This window comes from Stenotrophomonas sp. 82F1 (genome assembly GCF_056861525.1).
The window spans coordinates 137,956-154,684 of sequence record NZ_JBSPUD010000006.1 but is presented as its reverse complement, the minus strand read 5'-3'; the positions used below and the strand labels follow the sequence as shown (position 1 = coordinate 154,684).

At 66.4% G+C, this 16,729-nt stretch carries 14 protein-coding genes and 1 riboswitch; of the genes, 7 read left to right on the top strand and 7 right to left on the bottom strand.

The window, feature by feature from the left end:
• Positions 1 to 432 precede the first annotated feature (432 nt).
• Both AC13GI_RS09330 and AC13GI_RS09325 read left to right on the top strand, forming a co-directional pair.
• The gene (locus AC13GI_RS09330; RefSeq protein ID WP_482996113.1) at positions 433 to 2,844 is read left to right on the top strand and encodes a ribonucleoside-diphosphate reductase subunit alpha; all 2,412 of its coding nucleotides are present in this window, start codon (positions 433 to 435) and stop codon (positions 2,842 to 2,844) included.
• A 128-nt stretch (positions 2,845 to 2,972) separates the two neighbouring features.
• Positions 2,973 to 3,992: a ribonucleotide-diphosphate reductase subunit beta gene (locus tag AC13GI_RS09325; protein WP_025875781.1), complete on the top strand. Its 1,020-nt coding sequence runs from the start codon at positions 2,973 to 2,975 to the stop codon at positions 3,990 to 3,992.
• A 144-nt stretch (positions 3,993 to 4,136) separates the two neighbouring features.
• On the opposite strand, the gene AC13GI_RS09320 is transcribed toward AC13GI_RS09325, so the two are convergent.
• A complete protein-coding gene (locus AC13GI_RS09320) occupies positions 4,137 to 4,772 on the bottom strand; it encodes a LysE family translocator (protein ID WP_165376000.1) in 636 nt (211 codons plus the stop codon).
• Positions 4,773 to 4,864: 92 nt separating this feature from the next.
• Between AC13GI_RS09320 and AC13GI_RS09315 the strand changes: the two genes are divergently transcribed.
• From AC13GI_RS09315 to AC13GI_RS09305, 3 genes are all read left to right on the top strand, one after another.
• Positions 4,865 to 5,275 (top strand): acyl-CoA thioesterase, encoded by a 411-nt coding sequence (locus tag AC13GI_RS09315; protein ID WP_025875773.1) that lies wholly within the window; start codon positions 4,865 to 4,867, stop codon positions 5,273 to 5,275.
• Between the two features lie 43 nt (positions 5,276 to 5,318).
• Positions 5,319 to 6,122 (top strand): NAD-dependent protein deacetylase, encoded by an 804-nt coding sequence (locus AC13GI_RS09310; RefSeq protein WP_482996112.1) that lies wholly within the window; start codon positions 5,319 to 5,321, stop codon positions 6,120 to 6,122.
• 106 nt (positions 6,123 to 6,228) lie between these two features.
• A complete protein-coding gene (locus AC13GI_RS09305) occupies positions 6,229 to 7,332 on the top strand; it encodes an NADH:flavin oxidoreductase/NADH oxidase (RefSeq protein ID WP_380653518.1) in 1,104 nt (367 codons plus the stop codon).
• A 3-nt stretch (positions 7,333 to 7,335) separates the two neighbouring features.
• Here the strand turns inward: AC13GI_RS09305 and AC13GI_RS09300 are convergent, their stop codons facing one another.
• On the bottom strand, positions 7,336 to 8,244 hold the full coding sequence (locus tag AC13GI_RS09300) for a LysR family transcriptional regulator (protein WP_482996111.1): 909 nt from the start codon (positions 8,242 to 8,244) through the stop codon (positions 7,336 to 7,338).
• 113 nt (positions 8,245 to 8,357) lie between these two features.
• Here AC13GI_RS09300 and purU point away from each other — a divergent pair, with 113 nt between their 5' ends.
• Positions 8,358 to 9,209 (top strand): formyltetrahydrofolate deformylase, encoded by an 852-nt coding sequence (gene purU, locus AC13GI_RS09295; protein WP_180164473.1) that lies wholly within the window; start codon positions 8,358 to 8,360, stop codon positions 9,207 to 9,209.
• On the opposite strand, the gene AC13GI_RS09290 is transcribed toward purU, so the two are convergent.
• The 5 genes from AC13GI_RS09290 to AC13GI_RS09270 all read right to left on the bottom strand — a co-directional run bounded on the left by AC13GI_RS09290 (position 9,202) and on the right by AC13GI_RS09270 (position 14,431).
• A complete protein-coding gene (locus tag AC13GI_RS09290; RefSeq protein ID WP_482996110.1) occupies positions 9,202 to 9,921 on the bottom strand; it encodes an NYN domain-containing protein in 720 nt (239 codons plus the stop codon). The two genes, purU and AC13GI_RS09290, sit on opposite strands and share 8 nt — an antisense overlap.
• A gap of 143 nt (positions 9,922 to 10,064) precedes the next feature.
• Positions 10,065 to 10,691, bottom strand: a complete 627-nt coding sequence (gene pncA / locus AC13GI_RS09285; RefSeq protein WP_180164471.1) for a bifunctional nicotinamidase/pyrazinamidase — start codon at positions 10,689 to 10,691, stop codon at positions 10,065 to 10,067.
• Between the two features lie 57 nt (positions 10,692 to 10,748).
• Positions 10,749 to 11,420, bottom strand: a complete 672-nt coding sequence (locus tag AC13GI_RS09280; protein ID WP_099819597.1) for an epoxyqueuosine reductase QueH — start codon at positions 11,418 to 11,420, stop codon at positions 10,749 to 10,751.
• A gap of 144 nt (positions 11,421 to 11,564) precedes the next feature.
• Positions 11,565 to 11,778: riboswitch (cobalamin riboswitch) on the bottom strand.
• 113 nt (positions 11,779 to 11,891) lie between these two features.
• Positions 11,892 to 13,301, bottom strand: a complete 1,410-nt coding sequence (locus AC13GI_RS09275; RefSeq protein ID WP_482996109.1) for a nicotinate phosphoribosyltransferase — start codon at positions 13,299 to 13,301, stop codon at positions 11,892 to 11,894.
• Positions 13,302 to 13,381: 80 nt separating this feature from the next.
• A complete protein-coding gene (locus tag AC13GI_RS09270) occupies positions 13,382 to 14,431 on the bottom strand; it encodes a bifunctional nicotinamide-nucleotide adenylyltransferase/Nudix hydroxylase (RefSeq protein ID WP_482996108.1) in 1,050 nt (349 codons plus the stop codon).
• Positions 14,432 to 14,769: 338 nt separating this feature from the next.
• On the opposite strand from AC13GI_RS09270, the gene AC13GI_RS09265 reads away from it, so the two are divergent.
• Positions 14,770 to 16,647 carry a patatin-like phospholipase family protein gene (locus AC13GI_RS09265; RefSeq protein WP_367786601.1) on the top strand — a complete coding sequence of 626 codons (1,878 nt, stop codon included), beginning with the start codon at positions 14,770 to 14,772 and terminating at the stop codon, positions 16,645 to 16,647.
• Positions 16,648 to 16,729 lie beyond the last annotated feature (82 nt).

Genomic DNA, 16,729 nt, shown 5'->3' with positions numbered 1-16,729 from the left:
TGTCATGTGAAGCTGTCATTGTTCCGCTGGTGGGGTGCTGATTACCGCCATCACGACGCTTTTCGGGCTTGACTGCGCAGCCCGTTCCAGCAGGTCCAAAGCGTCCAAACCGGGCGCCGATGGCACGATCCTTGCGGCGCAAGGGATTGCCGAATTTCACTACATTTGGCGTTGACGGACCCAACTACCCCCACTATCTTGTGGCTGTCGGTTGTGGGGACCCCAAGCCGCCGGGTCCATGGAATGGATCGCCGGAGCCTCCGGTGATACGCCCTCCATGCCCGCAGCGGCACCGGTCAGCACTGCCAGCAGCAGCCACAGGCGCAGGTCTCAATTCCTGCGACACCGGTCTGCCACCCTGGGGTGTCACGTCCCGGGCCGCGTCATCCGATGCACCGAGCCACCATCCATCACGCCAAGAGGACACACGCCGTGACCAACGAGACCAGCGCCACCATCGAGAAGGAAAGCGAGTTCCTGTTGACGTCGCCGCCGACGTCCAACGCGATGAGTGTGACCAAGCGCAATGGCACGACCGAGCTGGTGGATCTGAACAAGATCGTCCGCGCGGTGCAGCGTTCCTCTGAAGGCCTGCACGCCGTCGATCCGATGCGCGTGGCCACCCGCACCATTTCCGGCCTGTACAACGGCGCCACCACCCAGGAGCTGGACGAACTGTCCATCCGCACCGCGGCGCTGCTGATCGGCGAAGAGCCCGAGTACGGCCGCCTGGCCGCGCGCCTGCTGGCCAACTTCATTGCCAAGGAAGTGTCCAACCAGGAAATCCACGCGTTCTCGCAGTCGGTGGGTCGTGGCCACGAAGTGGGCCTGATCAACGACCGCCTGCTGAACTTCGTGCAGACCAACGCACGCAAGCTCAACGATGCCATCGACATCTCGCTGGACCTGAACTTCGATTACTTCGGCCTGCGTACCCTGTACGACCGCTACCTGCTGCGCCATCCGCACACCCGCAAGGTGATCGAGACCCCGCAGCAGTTCTTCCTGCGCATCGCCAGCGCGCTGAGCGAGGACGTGCCGGAAACCCTGGCGCTGTACAAGCGCATGGGCAACCTGGACTACCTGCCGTCCAGCCCGACCCTGTTCAACTCCGGCACCACCCACGAGCAGCTGTCCTCGTGCTTCCTGCTGGACTCGCCGCAGGATTCGCTGGAATCGATCTATTCCAAGTACGGCGACATCGCCCAGCTGTCCAAGTTCTCCGGCGGCATCGGCGTCAGCTACACCCGCGTGCGTTCGCGTGGCTCGCTGATCAAGTCGACCAACGGCCATTCCAACGGCATCGTGCCGTGGCTGAAGACCATGGATTCGTCGGTGGCTGCGGTGAACCAGGGTGGCAAGCGCAAGGGCGCGGCCTGTGTGTACCTGGAAACCTGGCACGCCGACATCGAGGACTTCCTCGAGCTGCGTGACAACACCGGCGACGAATCGCGCCGTGCGCACAACCTGAACCTGGCCAACTGGATCCCGGACCTGTTCATGAAGCGCGTCGAGTCGGACCAGGAATGGTCGCTGTTCGATCCGCGCGTGGTGCCCGAGTTCACCGACCTGTTCGGTGAAGCCTTCGAGGCTGCCTACCTGCAGGCCGAAGCACAGGGCAAGGCCAACCGCACCATCTCCGCACGCAAGCTGTACTCGCGGATGATGCGCACCCTGGCCGAGACCGGCAACGGTTGGATGACCTTCAAGGACAAGTGCAACCGCGCCAGCAACCAGACCCTGCGCGCTGGCAACGTGATCCACCTGTCCAACCTGTGCACCGAGATCCTGGAAGTCACCTCGGCCGAAGAGACCGCAGTGTGCAACCTGGGTTCGATCAACCTGGGCAATCACTTCGACGGCAACGGCGAGTTCGATTTCGACAAGCTGGCCGACACCGTGCGCCTGGCCGTGCGCCAGCTGGACCGCGTGATCGACCTGAACTTCTACCCGATCGAATCGGCACGTCGCGGCAACCTGCGCTGGCGTCCGGTCGGCCTGGGCTGCATGGGCCTGCAGGACGTGTTCTTCCGCAAGCGCCTGCCGTTCGATGGCGCCGAAGCCCGCGCGCTGTCGAAGAAGATCGCCGAGACCATCTACTTCCACGCGCTGGAAACTTCGGTGGAACTGGCCCAGGAACGTGGCAAGCACCCGTCCTTCGCCGACACCCGTGCGGCCAGCGGTGAGCTGCAGTTCGATGCCTGGAACGTGGTGCCGGAAGATGCCGCACGCTGGGACGCCCTGCGTGAGCGCATCAAGGAGCACGGCCTGCGCAACTCGCTGATGATCGCGATTGCCCCGACCGCCACCATCGCCTCCATCGCCGGCTGCTACGAGTGCGTGGAACCGCAGGTGTCCAACCTGTTCAAGCGCGAGACCCTGTCCGGTGACTTCCTGCAGGTGAACCGCTACCTGGTGAACGAGCTGAAGAAGCTGGGCCACTGGACCCCGGAAATGCGCGATGCGATCAAGCTGGCCGACGGCTCGATCCAGGCCATCACCCAGATTCCGGAAACGCTGCGCCACGTCTATCGCACCGCGTGGGAGCTGCCGATGCGTTCGCTGATCGACATGGCCGCCGATCGTGGTGCCTTCATCGACCAGTCCGCCTCGCTCAACCTGTTCATGGAAAGCCCGAGCATCGGCGCGATGTCGTCCATGTACATGTACGCCTGGAAGCAGGGCATCAAGACCACCTACTACCTGCGTTCGCGTCCGGCCACCAAGATCGCCAAGACCACCGTCAGCCACGTGGCCACCGCTGGCCCGGAGAAGGTGTTCAGCCCGGAAGAGGCCATCGCCTGCTCGCTGGAGAACCCGGAAGCCTGCGAGGCCTGCCAGTAAGACGCGCCGTGCCGGCGATCGCCGGCACCTCATACCTGTAGAACCGAGCCATGCTCGGCTGCAGAGAGACACCCACGGTAGCGCCGGGCCATGCCCGGCCGCTCACCCAGGAATTCAAGGAAACACCCATGGCCGACAAGCCCAAGCAGATGCTGCTCGATCCCGGTTTTGAACTGACCCTGCGCCCGATGCGCTACCCGCAGTTCTATGACATGTACCGGAACGCGATCAAGAACACCTGGACGGTGGAAGAGATCAACTTCCAGATCGACATCAGCGACCTGCACAGCAAGATGTCGCCGGGCGAGCGTCACCTGATCCATCGTCTGGTCGCGTTCTTCGCCACCGGCGATTCGATCGTGTCCAACAACCTGGTGCTGAACCTGTACCAGCACTTGAACGCGCCCGAAGCGCGCATGTACCTCTCGCGCCAGCTGTATGAAGAAGCGCTGCACGTGCAGTTCTACCTGACCCTGCTGGACAACTACCTGCCGGATCCGGACGAGCGCGTCAAAGCCTTCGCCGCGGTGGAGAACATCGACTCGATCAAGAAGAAGGCCGATTTCTGCTTCAAGTGGATCGATTCGATCCAGGACCTGAAGCGCATCGAGACCCGCGAAGAGCGCCGTCAGTTCCTGCTCAACCAGATCTGCTTCGCTGCGTGCATCGAAGGCCTGTTCTTCTTCGCTGCCTTCGCCTACGTGTACTACTTCCGTTCGCGCGGCCTGCTCAACGGCCTGGCCTCGGGCACCAACTGGGTGTTCCGCGACGAAAGCGCGCACATGGAATTCGCCTTCGAGTGCGTGGACGTGATCCGCGAGGAAGAACCGGATCTGTTCGACGACAAGATGAAGCAGGATGTCTACGACATGCTGGCCGAAGCCATCGAGTGCGAAGTGCAGTTCGCCGAGGACGTGCTGTCCGGTGGCGTGGCAGGCATTTCCACCCGTGACATGCGCCAGTACCTGCAGCACTGCGCCGACAACCATTTCCATCGCCTGGGCATGGAGCGCAAGTACAACGTGCGCAACCCGCTGAGCTTCATGGAACTGCAGGACGTGCAGGAACTGACCAACTTCTTCGAACGCCGCGCCTCGGCCTACCAGGTGGGCGTGAAGGGCGAAGTCGCCTTCGACATGAACTTCTGATCGAACCGGTCAGGTCTGCCGCAACGAGAAACCCCGGCCAACGCCGGGGTTTTTCGTTTCCACGGTAGCGCCGGGCCATGCCCGGCGAGCGCGCAGCGCGGAAGGTTTTCAGGGTGCCGTGCGCATTCCGCCGGGCATGGCCCCCTACCGCCGCCCATCCACCGCCATGCGCACGGCCAGTCCGGCCAGCACCGTGCCCATGAACCACCGCTGCACCGCCTGCCAGGTGGGGCGGGCGGCGAGGAAGCCGGCGATGCTGCCGGCCATTATCGCGATCACCGCGTTCACGCTCACGCTGACCAGCAGCTGGGTGGAGCCCAGCACCAGCGACTGCATCAGCACGCCGCCTTCGCTGTCCGGGTGCAGGAACTGCGGCAGCAGGGACAGGTACATCACCGCGACCTTGGGGTTCAGTACGTTGGTCAGGAAGCCCATCGCAAAAAGCTTGCGCGGGCCGTCCACCGGCAGGTCGCGCACCGCGAACGGCGACCGCCCGCCCGGCTTCAATGCCTGCCAGGCCAGGTACAGCAGGTACAGCGCGCCGCCAATGCGCAGCGCGTCGTAGGCGAACGGCACGGTCATCAGCAGCGCGGTGATGCCCAACGCCGCGCACAGCATGTAGAACACGAAGCCCAGCGCGACCCCACCCAGCGAGATCAGCCCGGCCACGCGGCCCTGGCAGATCGAGCGCGAGATCACGTAGATCATGTTCGGCCCGGGTGTCAGCACCATGGCCAGCGAGACAAGGGCGAAGGCCAGCAGGTCGGACGTGGCGGGCATGGCGGGTTCACGCAGTGGGGGTGTCGAAGTGTAGCGCCGCCTGCACGCCGCCTGCCTTAAAATCCGTCTTACCCCACACCCGAACCGCCCCCATGACCCCCATCCCCGAGACCGTGCCGCCGACCGAAGTGCGCATGGCCGAGATCGTCTTCCCCAACCACACCAATCACATGGGCACCCTGTTCGGTGGCCAGGCGCTGGCATGGATGGACAAGGCCGCCTTCCTGGCCGCCGCCCGCTACTCACGCCGCACCGTGGTGACCGCGCGCAGCGACCAGGTCGATTTCAAGCTGCCGATCCGCATCGGCCAGATGGTGGAGACCATCGGCCGCATCGTCGAGGTTGGCCGCAGCTCGATGAAGGTCGAGGTGGAGCTGATCGCCGAGGACCTGCACAGCGGCGAGCGCAAGCTGTGCACCCGCGGCCACTTCGTGATGATCGCCCTGGGCGACGATGGCCACCCGGTGACCGTGCCGCAGCTGCCCGGTGCGCCGGCGGCCTGAGCCCACGCTTGCGGGGGCGCCCGCGCGCCCCCATCTGGCTGCCATGTCCCTGCCGCTCACCGACTTCATCGACCGCGCCCAACGCCTGTTCGTGCTGACCGGCGCCGGCTGCAGCACCGCCTCGGGCATTCCCGATTACCGCGATGCCGATGGCCAGTGGAAGCGCACGCCGCCGGTGACCTACCAGGCCTTCATGGGCGAGGCTGCCACCCGCCAGCGTTACTGGGCGCGCAGCCTGCTGGGCTGGCCACGCTTCGGCCGGGCCCGGCCCAACGGCACCCACCAGGCGCTGGCCGCGCTGGAAGACAGCGGCAAGCTGCAGGTGCTGCTGACCCAGAACGTGGATGGCCTGCACCAGCGTGCCGGCAGCCGCAACGTAATCGACCTGCACGGTCGCCTGGACCTGGTGCGCTGCATGGGCTGCGAACGTCGCAGCGAGCGTGAGGACTTCCAGCAGCAGCTGCTGGACGCCAACCCCGGCTGGGAATCGCTGCAGGCCGGTATCGCGCCCGACGGCGATGCCGATCTGGAAACCGACTTCTCGACGTTCGTGGTGCCCGACTGCGCGCACTGCGGCGGCCTGCTGAAGCCGGACGTGGTGTTCTTCGGCGAGAACGTGCCACGGGAGCGCGTGGATGCGGTGCATGGGCACCTGCAGCAGGCGGATGCGGTGCTGGTGGTGGGCTCCTCGCTGATGGTCTATTCGGGCTTCCGCTTCGTGCAGGCCGCAGCCAAGGCTGGCCTGCCGGTGGCCGCGCTGAACCGTGGCCGCACCCGTGCCGACGACCTGCTGCAGTTCAAGGACGAGCGCGATTGCGCCGAGGCGCTGGCCGGCTGGGTGCGCTGACACATCGGCTGCGCCTTGCCCACGAAACAGCGATCTACCCACACGGTTGATCTATCGGCCGTACAGCGGTGCAATACGCACCCCCTTTGATGCACCCCCCACTGCCGTGAGCCAGCTGTTTTCGCCGATCTCCTTCGGCCCCCTGACCCTGTCCAACCGCATCGTCGTCGCGCCGATGTGCCAGTACTCCGCCGAAGACGGCCGCGCCAGTGACTGGCACGCCATGCATCTGGGCACCCTGGCGCAGTCCGGTGCGGGCCTGTTGATCCTGGAGGCCACTGCGGTCGAAGCGCGCGGCCGCATCAGCTGGGCCGATCTGGGCCTGTGGGATGACGGCACCGAAGCGGCCCTGGCGCAGGTGCTGGCCAGCGTGCGCCGCTGGTCGCCGATGCCATTGGGTGTGCAGCTGGCCCATGCCGGCCGCAAGGCCTCTACGGCGCGCCCGTGGGATGGCGGTGGCCAGCTGCCGGCCGATGATGTCCGCGGCTGGGCCACGGTCGCACCGTCGCCGCTGCCGTTCCATGCCACCGACCCGGCGCCGCAGGAACTGGACGAGGCCGGCATCGCCGAGATCGTTGCCGCCTTCGCCGCCAGCGCGGTGCGCGCCGAGCGGCTGGGCTTCGAGCTGATCGAGATTCACGCCGCACATGGCTACCTGCTGCACCAGTTCCTGTCGCCGCTGAGCAACCGCCGCACCGATGGCTACGGCGGCTCGCTGCCGAACCGCCTGCGGATGCTGGTGGAAGTATTCGACGCGGTGCGTGCCGCGGTGTCGGACAAGGTCGCCGTGGGCGTGCGCATCTCCGCCAGCGACTGGGTGGAGGGTGGCTGGGACATCGTGCAGAGCGAGGCGCTGGCACAGGTACTGGACGCACGTGGCTGCAATTTCCTGCACGTTTCCAGTGGCGGCCTGCACGAGCGCCAGAAGATCAGCGTCGGCCCCGGCTACCAGGTGCCGTTCGCGGCGGCGATCAAGGCCAAGAAGGTGCGCATGCCGGTGATCGCGGTAGGCATGATCACCGAGCCGGAGCAGGCCGAATCGATCCTGCGCCACAACCAGGCCGATGCCATCGCGCTGGCCCGCGGCATCCTGTACGACCCGCGTTGGCCGTGGCACGCCGCTGCTGCGCTGGGTGACAGCGTGGTGCCGGCGCCGCAGTACCTGCGCTGCGAGCCGCGCGATGCACGCGGCGTGTTCAGTCCGCGCTGAGCACTACACCTGCCAGGCCGGCGGCAGGCCGGCCTGCAGGTGCTCGAACAGCGCGCGGATCTTGGCGGTGAAATCGCGGCGGTCGCTGACGCAGAAATAGACGTCCATCGGTTCCGGCTGCCAGTCGCTGCCGCAACCGAACACCGCCTGCAGGCGCCCGTCACGCAGGTACGGCTCGGCCACGAACGCCGCCAGCCGGGTGATGCCGGCTCCGGCAGCGGCCAGTTCGGCCAGCGCATCGATGTCATCGCAGACCATGCTCGGCGGCAGTGCCGCGTCCACGCGTTGCCCCTCTTTCAGCAGGCCCCAGCGCAGTGGCCGGCCGTCGGTGGGGAAGCGGTGCAGCAGGCCGCGATGGGCGGCCAGCTGCGCCGGTTCCAGCGGCGTGCCGTGTGCCTGCAGGTACGCCGGCGATGCGCAGAATACGAACGGAATGCGTGCCAGGGGCCGCGCCACCAGCCCGTCCTCCAGCTGCGCGCCGATGCGGATGCTTGCATCCACCGCCTCGGCACCGTGCTGTACGGCGCGATCGGTCAGGCGCAGCTCCAGTTGCAGCTGCGGGTAGCGCTGCTGCAGTGAGGGCAGCAGCGGTGCCAGCACGTGCCGGCCGAACGCGCTGCTGCTGGCGATGCGCAGGGGCCCGGCCGGTTCCACGTCGCCGGTGACCATGGCCTGCGCGCGTGCCAGATCGGCTTCGAGATGCCGCACCTGTGCCAGGTACACCGTGCCGGCCTCGCTCAGCGCCAGCTGGCGCGTGCTGCGGTTCAGCAGGCGTACGCCCAGGTGGGCTTCCAGACGGTTGATGTTCTGGCCCACGGCGGTGGCGCTGATGCCAAGGGTGCGTGCCGCAGCGGCAATGCTGCCGGTCTCTGCGGTGCGGGTGAAGCTGCGGATGAGCTGCAACAGGTTCATGACCGACCAGCTTGCCATGCGGAAGGCCAAGTATCGCTTGGGTCTGTACCAAGCAGTCGGTTGCATCGGTGACCATCGTCCACCACGCCGCAGTGCTGCCCTACACTCGGGCAATGCGCCCCGATTCCATCCTCACCCTCTCCTGTCCCGACCGCACCGGCATCGTCTACCGCGTGTCGGGCCTGTTGTTCGACCACGGCTGCAACATCCTCGACGCCCAGCAGTTCGGCGATGAGGAGAGCGGTCGCTTCTTCCTGCGCGTGCACTTCGACCGCGATGCGGGCCTGCCGCTGGAGACCGTGCACACCGCCATGGCCACGCTAGCTGCCGGCTTCGGCATGGACTGGCAGCTGCATGACGGGCGCCGCCGGCCACGCCTGCTGGTACTGGTCAGCAAGCAGGGTCATTGCCTGAACGACCTGCTGTTCCGTGCACATAGCGGCCAGCTGAAGGTGGATATCGCCGCGGTGGCATCCAACCATGCGGACTTCGCAGCGCTGGCGGCGTCCTACCAGGTGCCGTTCCACCACCTGCCGGTGAACGCGGACACGCGTGCGGCGCAGGAACAGCAGATCATCGACCTGGTCGAACGCGAGCGCATCGATCTGGTGGTGTTGGCGCGCTATATGCAGATTCTTTCGCCCACGCTGTGCCGTGCGCTGGCGGGCAGGGCAATCAACATCCACCACAGCTTCCTGCCCAGCTTCAAGGGCGCACAGCCGTACCACCAGGCGCACGCACGCGGGGTCAAGATCATCGGCGCCACCGCGCACTACGTCACCGAAGACCTGGACGAAGGTCCGATCATCGAGCAGGACGTGGCCCGCGTGGACCACGCGATGACCCCGAGGGAGCTGGTGCGGCTGGGCAGCGATACCGAATCGCAGGTGCTGGCGCGGGCGGTACGCCGGCACGTGGAGCACCGCATCCTGCTCAACGGGCACCGCACGGTGGTGTTCAGGTAGCGCTGGCGGTTCCCGGGATGGCACGCGGCAACTGCCCGCGATGCGCCCGCTGTTGCTCCAATGGCTTGGGGCAGGTGGAGCGTACGCCATCAATGTGTTCCCTCAGCCCTTTGGGAATGGATGACCACATCGGATCCAGCACGAAATCGACGCCTTCACGCCGGGCGAGCTTCGCGGCCGGCACGAAGTCAGCATCACCCGCCATCAGAATGATCTGGCGGACCTGACGCTTGAGGGCGAGTGACGAGATGTCGATGCCGATGCGCATATCCACGCCTTTCTGCCGCACATTCGGTTGCAGCTCGTCGGCCTGAAGATCGCCGAACGTTCGCTTTCCCTTGAGCAGGTCGTCGAAGGTTCGTGACCCGGTCGTCCACGAACTGAAGTCGGTGAGATGGCCAAGACGCAGGGCGACCTTCCGCTTCTGCTTCAGTGCCTCGTGCAGGTTGGATCTGAACAGCGCCTCGTCGGATCGCGAATAGTCGATGCACAGACCGGAAATCGGGTTGTGCATCTTCTTGCGCAGCGGCGGGCAGTCGTAGAAGAAGATGCGATAGAGATCCCGTCGCTCGCCACTTGCATGCTTCAGATGGGCGATGGCCCATCGGTGGGCGACCTCGGCGGCGCGTTGGGCGTTGTAAGCGTTGTGGGGCTCGATGCGGCGAAAGCGCTTGATGAAGTAGCCGCCATCAATGAGAACTGCCGTCGGCATACCTTTGCCCTCCTGGCGTCATCCAATGAAAAGCCCTCGGTTCGGCCGTCCCGCGATCTGTTGGGGGGCGTACTTGGAGGGCTGGATGGCGCGATTCTGCAGGTTGCGAATCAGGCACACAAGCGGCAGAGGCGACATGCTGCTTACAGGATCGCAATCCTCGCCTTCGCCAGGGCCTCGCGCACCATGCCGTCGTTGGCATCGGTCACCGGGCGGGTCAGCTCCCACAGGAACTTCACCCGGAAGCCGGACTTCACCGCGTCCTGCGCGCTCCACAGCACACAGTAATCGCGTGCCAACCCGCACACGTGCACCTCGCGGATTCCACGTTCGTGCAGCCAGCCGGCCAGTCCGGTCGCCGGGCGCGTGCCGTCGGGGCCGTGGTTTTCGCGGAAGGCGCTGTACGAATCCACCTGCTGGCGGGTGCCCTTGCGCAGGATCAGGTCGGCCACGGTCCAGTCCACGCCCGGGTGCAGTGCTGCGCCCGCGCTGCCCTGCACGCAGTGGTCCGGCCACAGGGTCTGCGGCTGTGCGTGCAGCAGGATCGCTTCAAAGGGTAGATGCCCCGGATGCTGGCTGGCAAACGAGGCATGGTCGGCCGGGTGCCAGTCCTGGGTTGCGACCACGGTGCGGTAGCGGCGCTCGGCCAGCAGTGCCGTGATCGGCGCCACCAGCGCATCGCCCTCTTCGCAGGCGAGGGCGCCACCGGGCATGAAGTCCGGCTGCAGGTCGATCACCAGCAGGGCGACGTCAGCGGGCAGGGCGGTCATGGCAGGTCCGGCACAACGGAAGAAGGGCGACCAGCGTGGCCGCCCCTCGCGCGCACGTCAATCGCTGCTGGCGGCGTCGTTGTCCTGCCCGTAATACAGCAGGCCGATCTTGATGCGCTCGCGGCCGTTCTCACGACGGTGGCGGTTGGCATCGCGCAGCGAATACACGCAGCCACAGTATTCCTGCTGGTAGAACTGCTCGCGTTTGCTGATCTCGACCATGCGGCTGGCACCACCACCCTTGCGCCAGTTGTAGTCCCAGTACTGCAGGCCTTCGTAATGCGAGGCGGCGCGCACGCCGCAGTCGTTGATCTGCGCCATGTTCTTCCAGCGCGAGATGCCCAGCGAGGAGCTGATGGTGTCGTAGCCGTGTTCGTGTGCGTACAGCGCGGTGCGCTCGAAGCGCATGTCGAAGCACATCGTGCAGCGGATGCCGCGCTCGGGTTCATTCTCCATGCCACGCGCACGGCTGAACCAGTTGTCGGTGTCGTAGTCGCAGTCGATGAAGGGAATGTTGTGCTGCTCGGCGAAGCGGATGTTCTCCTGCTTGCGCAGCTCGTACTCCTTCACCGGGTGGATGTTGGGGTTGTAGAAGAAGATCGCGTAGTCGATCCCGGAGGCGGTGATCGCCTCCATCACTTCGCCCGAGCATGGCGCGCAGCACGAGTGCAGCAGCAGGCGCTGGCCGTTGTCGGGAAGGGTCAGGGTGGGGCGTTGGAGCTCGGTCATCGTCGGGTGCATCTGGGCGTGGGCAGCAGCGGGTCTGGCCGGAAACCGTGAACAGGACGCGCGCGGCCACGCCACCTGCACGCGCAGGACGACGATGGCCCCGGCAACCTCCCCGCGGAGATTCCAGGTCGAGTCAGGGGACGGTCGAGTCCCCCGGCCGGGGCCGGTATTCGGGCTGATGGACACGGGCCGCAGCCCACCTACTACCTGCCGCTTCCCAGGCGCGAGCCCAGTGCTGTTGGCAGGATTCGTTTCCATTCACCGCTGCGGGGCAGCTCCGGAATGGGCGCGCGAGGCGCCTTCACCGGATTCCCGTTTAAATCCCTGCCACCATCCAGCCATGGCAGGGATACCTTCGGCGCGCCCACGGTGGACGCGTTGGCGGCGCCGGTCAAGGCCCAGGGGGCGGATCCCGTTGCCCGCAACGGGCTCTGACCCCCAGCGGGATCCGCGCCATGCGTGGATGGGTCCTCAACGCTGGGTAGCGGCCCGGGCGCGGATGTCATCCAGCCGCTGGTCATGCAGCAGGCGGCCGTTCTCCCACACGGTCACCATCGCGTCCTCGAAGCCGACCGGCAGGGTGTCATCGCCATCGGCCGGCAGCGGCAGCGTGTGCAGGCTGCCGTCGTCCAAGCGGCGCAGCAGGCGCATACGGCCGCGCTTGCTGGTCTTGCCGGCATCGGTGACCGGATCCTTGTAGACGTCGATCCAGTCACCGTCCACCCGCGCGGCCGAGCACTTCAGGGCGAACTTCTGCGTATCACGGTCCAGCCGCTGCAGCAGGGCGCCGCCCATGCCGAAGGCCACGTTGTCGGCCGAGTAGCCATCATCGGTGGTGCGCTGCAGGATCGCGTGGATCGTGTCCGGGTTGATGCCATCGCCCTGGATGACACGGACGTGGTTGAGCACCTTGTAGCCCTTGCCGTTGATCGTGTGACCGAACGCGGCATCCAGCCGCAGCAGGCTCTCGGCGACCACCTCGACCGGATCGCCCGAATCCGGGCGGATGACCAGGGTGGCGCCGGAAGCGATCACTTCTTCGCGCAGGGTGGTACCCCAGTGTTCGCTGATGGCACGGTAGATGTCATAGCTGTCCGACACCACCGCTACGATCGCACCGGGCGTGCCGAACTGGCGCAGCATGTTGCGGTACGCATCCACTTCGCGCTCGCGGCCCCAGCTGGTGATGGTGCTGTGCTCGGCGGCCGGAATCGAATAGCCCGCCATCGGCGCGTGGTAATGCGCACGTGCAAGGCACAGCGCCGATACCGTATCGGTGCCGAGGAAGTTGACCAGGTGCGCAGCACCACCCAGTGCGGCAGATTCCAGGCTGGAGACGCCACGTGCGCCGAAGTCGTGCAGCTTGAACGGCAGCTGCCCCTGCGGGTCATCGCTGGTCTGCTGCAGGAACGCGGCGATGGTCTGCCGCGCATGCCAACTGATGGTCGCCACGGTGACCGGGTACCACACGCGCAGCAGCAGGGTTTCCAGGTAGGACGGCACCCAGAAGGCGGCGGGGTCGGTCGACTCGATGGTCATCAGCGCCTGCTGCGTGGGCACCACGCTGCCCTCGGGTACGGCGCGGATGCGTACCGGCAGATGGCCGCCGAGACGGTCGACGATATCGCGCCAGCCGGCTTCGTTGAACGGTTCGCCATGCGCGGCGAACAGCGCTGCGGCGTCGTCGATGTCGGCGTGGGTGACCGGCCGTGCCAGGGCATCCTTGAGGATCGCCTGCAGGCCGAAGAACACCGTGCGATCGTGCAGGCCGCCGCGTGATTCCACGTAGAAGAACGTGGCGTCGGTACCCGGCGGGTACTGCAGCCAGTGGCTGGCCTTGTAGCTGTCGGTGTTGAGGAGAAGGTTATCGAGGTAATGCATGACGGAAGCTCCTTCGCGTCGAGTGGCACCGGCGGTCTGTCCGCCGGTGGGGAAAACGGGTTCTGCAGGGCCCGGTCGGATCAGCCCCGGCCCAGGAAGTACTCCAGGATGTGCAGGTGGTCTTCAAACAGCTGCGGGCCCATGTCCAGCGCCTCGCTGACCGGAATCCAGCGCGCCTTGTCGGCGTCGTCGCCACCGCGCACCGGCGGCAGTTCGCCAGCGGGGAATTCGAAGTGGAAGGCATGGGTGATGGTGCGGCCGCGCTGGCTGCGCTCGGGGTGGTCGAACACCTGCTGGCCCTTCAGCGAGCCTTTCAGCACCGGCAGTGGAATCTTCAGCCGGGTTTCCTCGCGCAGTTCGCGCAGGCAGCTGTCGAGCAGGCTCTGTTCCTGGCCGACGAAGCCGCCGGGCAGCGCCCACAGGCCCTTGCCCGGTGCCGAACGACGGCGGACCAGCAGTACGTGGCCCGAGTGCACCACCACCGCATCGGTGGTGACGAAGGTCGGTGCGTATGGCGCATCCTTCCAGGCGGCCTTGTACTGCTCGATGAAACGGTACTCGGCCACCAGCTGGGCGTAGGCCGGCGAGCTTCTGCGGAACGCCTCGAGCATGTCGTACACCGGTGCCGGTACATTGCCGCGCAGCATCAGCAGTGCACCGTGGAAGTCCACGTCGCCGGCTTCGAACAGGTAACGACGCAGCTCGGTGGCCGACAACGTTGCGGTGTGCTGCACGTCGACCAGCGGCCATTGCGGGAATTCCCGCAGGTAGTAGCTGGAAGCATCCTTGTCCATGCCGATCAGGCCGACCTTCACATCGGATGCGGCGCCATCGCTGCGCAGCGCTTCGGCCACATGGCGCTGCACGCTGGCGATCCACTGTGCTTCGTTGTACAGGTGGTCACTCAGTGGCTGGATCAGCAGGCGATCGGCGTTGCCATCGAGGGCGGCCTGGATCATCACGGCGCGTTCGGCCACGGTCCATGGATTGCGCAGGCTGCGGGGGGTATCGGCAGAGCCGACCAGGAAGATCAGCTTGCGGGCCCTGCTCAGGGCAAGGCGGGCAACGGCGGCATGGCCGTTGTGGAAGGGCTCGAAACGCCCGATGAAGACGAGATAGTCGAATTCCATGAGAATCCCTCATGTCGTTGTGGCAGCGAAGGGTCTGTCCCTTGGCTTGCTGCAGATGCTACGCCTTCGGTGCCGCCGGTCAAGTATCCGCCAGTGGTGTCAGACAGCTGCCAGCACGGCATGGCGGCTGCCTGCCGGCGACGTGCCTGCACAACTGCGGCGGTGGTCTCAGGCAGTGAGAGGGCGCCACGTCATACTGCATTCCTGGCGTTGGACGGGAATCTTTCACACGTTCCCGTGCCCGACGTCCAGGCGCTATGGCAATGACAGGCAGGTCTCACCGGTCCAGGGATGGCAATACGCGCTGCGGCGCGCCGTTGGCAAGCGGGGGAAGGGTAGTGGCAGACAAGTACTGCGATCTGGTCATGAAAGGCGGCATCACCAGCGGCATCGTGTATCCCAACGCGGTGCTCGCACTGGCCCGCGAATACCGTTTCAAGAGCATCGGTGGTACCTCGGCCGGTGCGATCGCCGCTGCCGTGGCCGCCGCTGCGGCATACGGCGACCGCCGCCAGCAACTGGGCGAACACCTGCCGGGCGATGCGGGATATGGCGGCCTGTCGGCGGTGTCGGCACAGCTGTCGCGGCGTGGATTCATCTACAGCCTGTTCCAGCCGGCCGCTGGCGCGCGCGCTGCGTATCGGCTGCTGGTGGTGCTGACCGGCAACGCCGGCTGGCCGCGCAAGCTGCTGTGCCTGGCCATCGCGGTGTTCCAGATCGCGCCGCTGGAAGTGCTGGTGTCGCTGGCACTGCTGCTCGGCCTGGGCTGGTGGGGCGGTGGCTGGAGCGGCGTGGCGGCAACCCTGCTGCCGTCGCTGTTGTGTGCCTATGGTGCAGGTGTAGCCGGGGCGGCGCTGCGCGTGGCACGGGTGGCGCGACGCAACCTGCTGGGGCTGTGCAGTGGACTGAGCCGGGACGCAGGCACGCCGGCGCTGACCGAGTGGCTGCATGAAAGCCTGCAGCAGTTGTCAGGCAAACCGATGGATGCACCGCTGACCTTCGCCGATCTGCACGACGCGCCGCGTTATGCGGGCGAGCCGGACAGCCCGCATGCGATCACGCTGCAGATGATCACCACCTGCGTGTCGCACAATGAACCGCGTACCTTGCCGCTGGGCGGCGCGCAGTTCTGGTTCCTGCGCGAGGAATTCGAGCAGCTGTTCCCGGCCAGCGTGGTGCAGTGGATGGTCGACCGCGCCGGCCCACCGCGTGAAGTTGAAGGCCGCAACTACTACCATCTGCCGCAGGGCGCGTCGCTGCCGGTACTGGTGGCCACGCGCATGAGCCTCAGCTTCCCGCTGCTGATCAGCGCGGTGCCGCTGCATGAGCCCTCGCGTCGCGAGCGTCGCTGCGAGCCGACATCGACGGCTGGAGGCGAGGCCGGGCACAACGTGGCCGACAGCATGGAAGGCCTGACCAGTGCAGGCCAGGCCTGCGGTCCGGTGATCACCGCGTTCCGGGTGTGCTGGTTCTCCGATGGCGGCATCAGCAGCAACTTCCCGATCCACCTGTTCGATGCGGCGCTGCCGCGCTGGCCGACCTTCGCCATCAACCTGGTTTACCCGCAACGCCCCGAGCCGGTGGTGCGCGAGAGCGACAGCCGCCAGGCGCTGGAACGCTCGGTGTTCCTGCCCACGGAGAACCGCCATGGATGGCAGCGGCATTACCAGTCCATTGCCACGCCGTTGGCGGCCGGCGAACTGGGCCGTTTCCTGTTTGCGGTGGTGGCCACCATGCAGAACTGGCGCGACCTGCTGCAGGCGCGTGCGCCCGGTTATCGCGATCGCATCGTGCATGTGAGCCTGCAGGGCGACGAGGGCGGCATGAACCTGGACATGCCGCAGGAGGTGCTGACCCGCATCGCCGACAAGGGCAGCCTGGCCGGCGCACGCTTCTGTTCGTTCTCGTTCGAGAACCATTACTGGATCCGGTGGCGCAACCTGGCCTCGGCCTACCAGCGCTACACGCTGGAGATTTCGCGCACCGACGATCCGGCGCAGCAGGTGCTGGCCTATCGCGCGGCCTATGCGATGGTGGCCACCGGCACGCCGCCACCGCCGTCCTACAAGCTGGGCTCGGAAGACAAGCGGCTGGCATCGCAGCAGCTGTGGGGGTTGATGGTGGAGCAGGGCCGCAGTTGGGATGATCTTGGCCCCGACCTCACCGACGGCTCGCCACGGCCGTTGCCGCAGATGAAGGTGACGCCGATCTATTGATCGCTGTCCGGTAGCGCCGGGCCATGCCCCGCGGCCCGACGGGCCCGCGCGCCGGGCCGGCCCGGGCCCCCCCCGCCGCCGA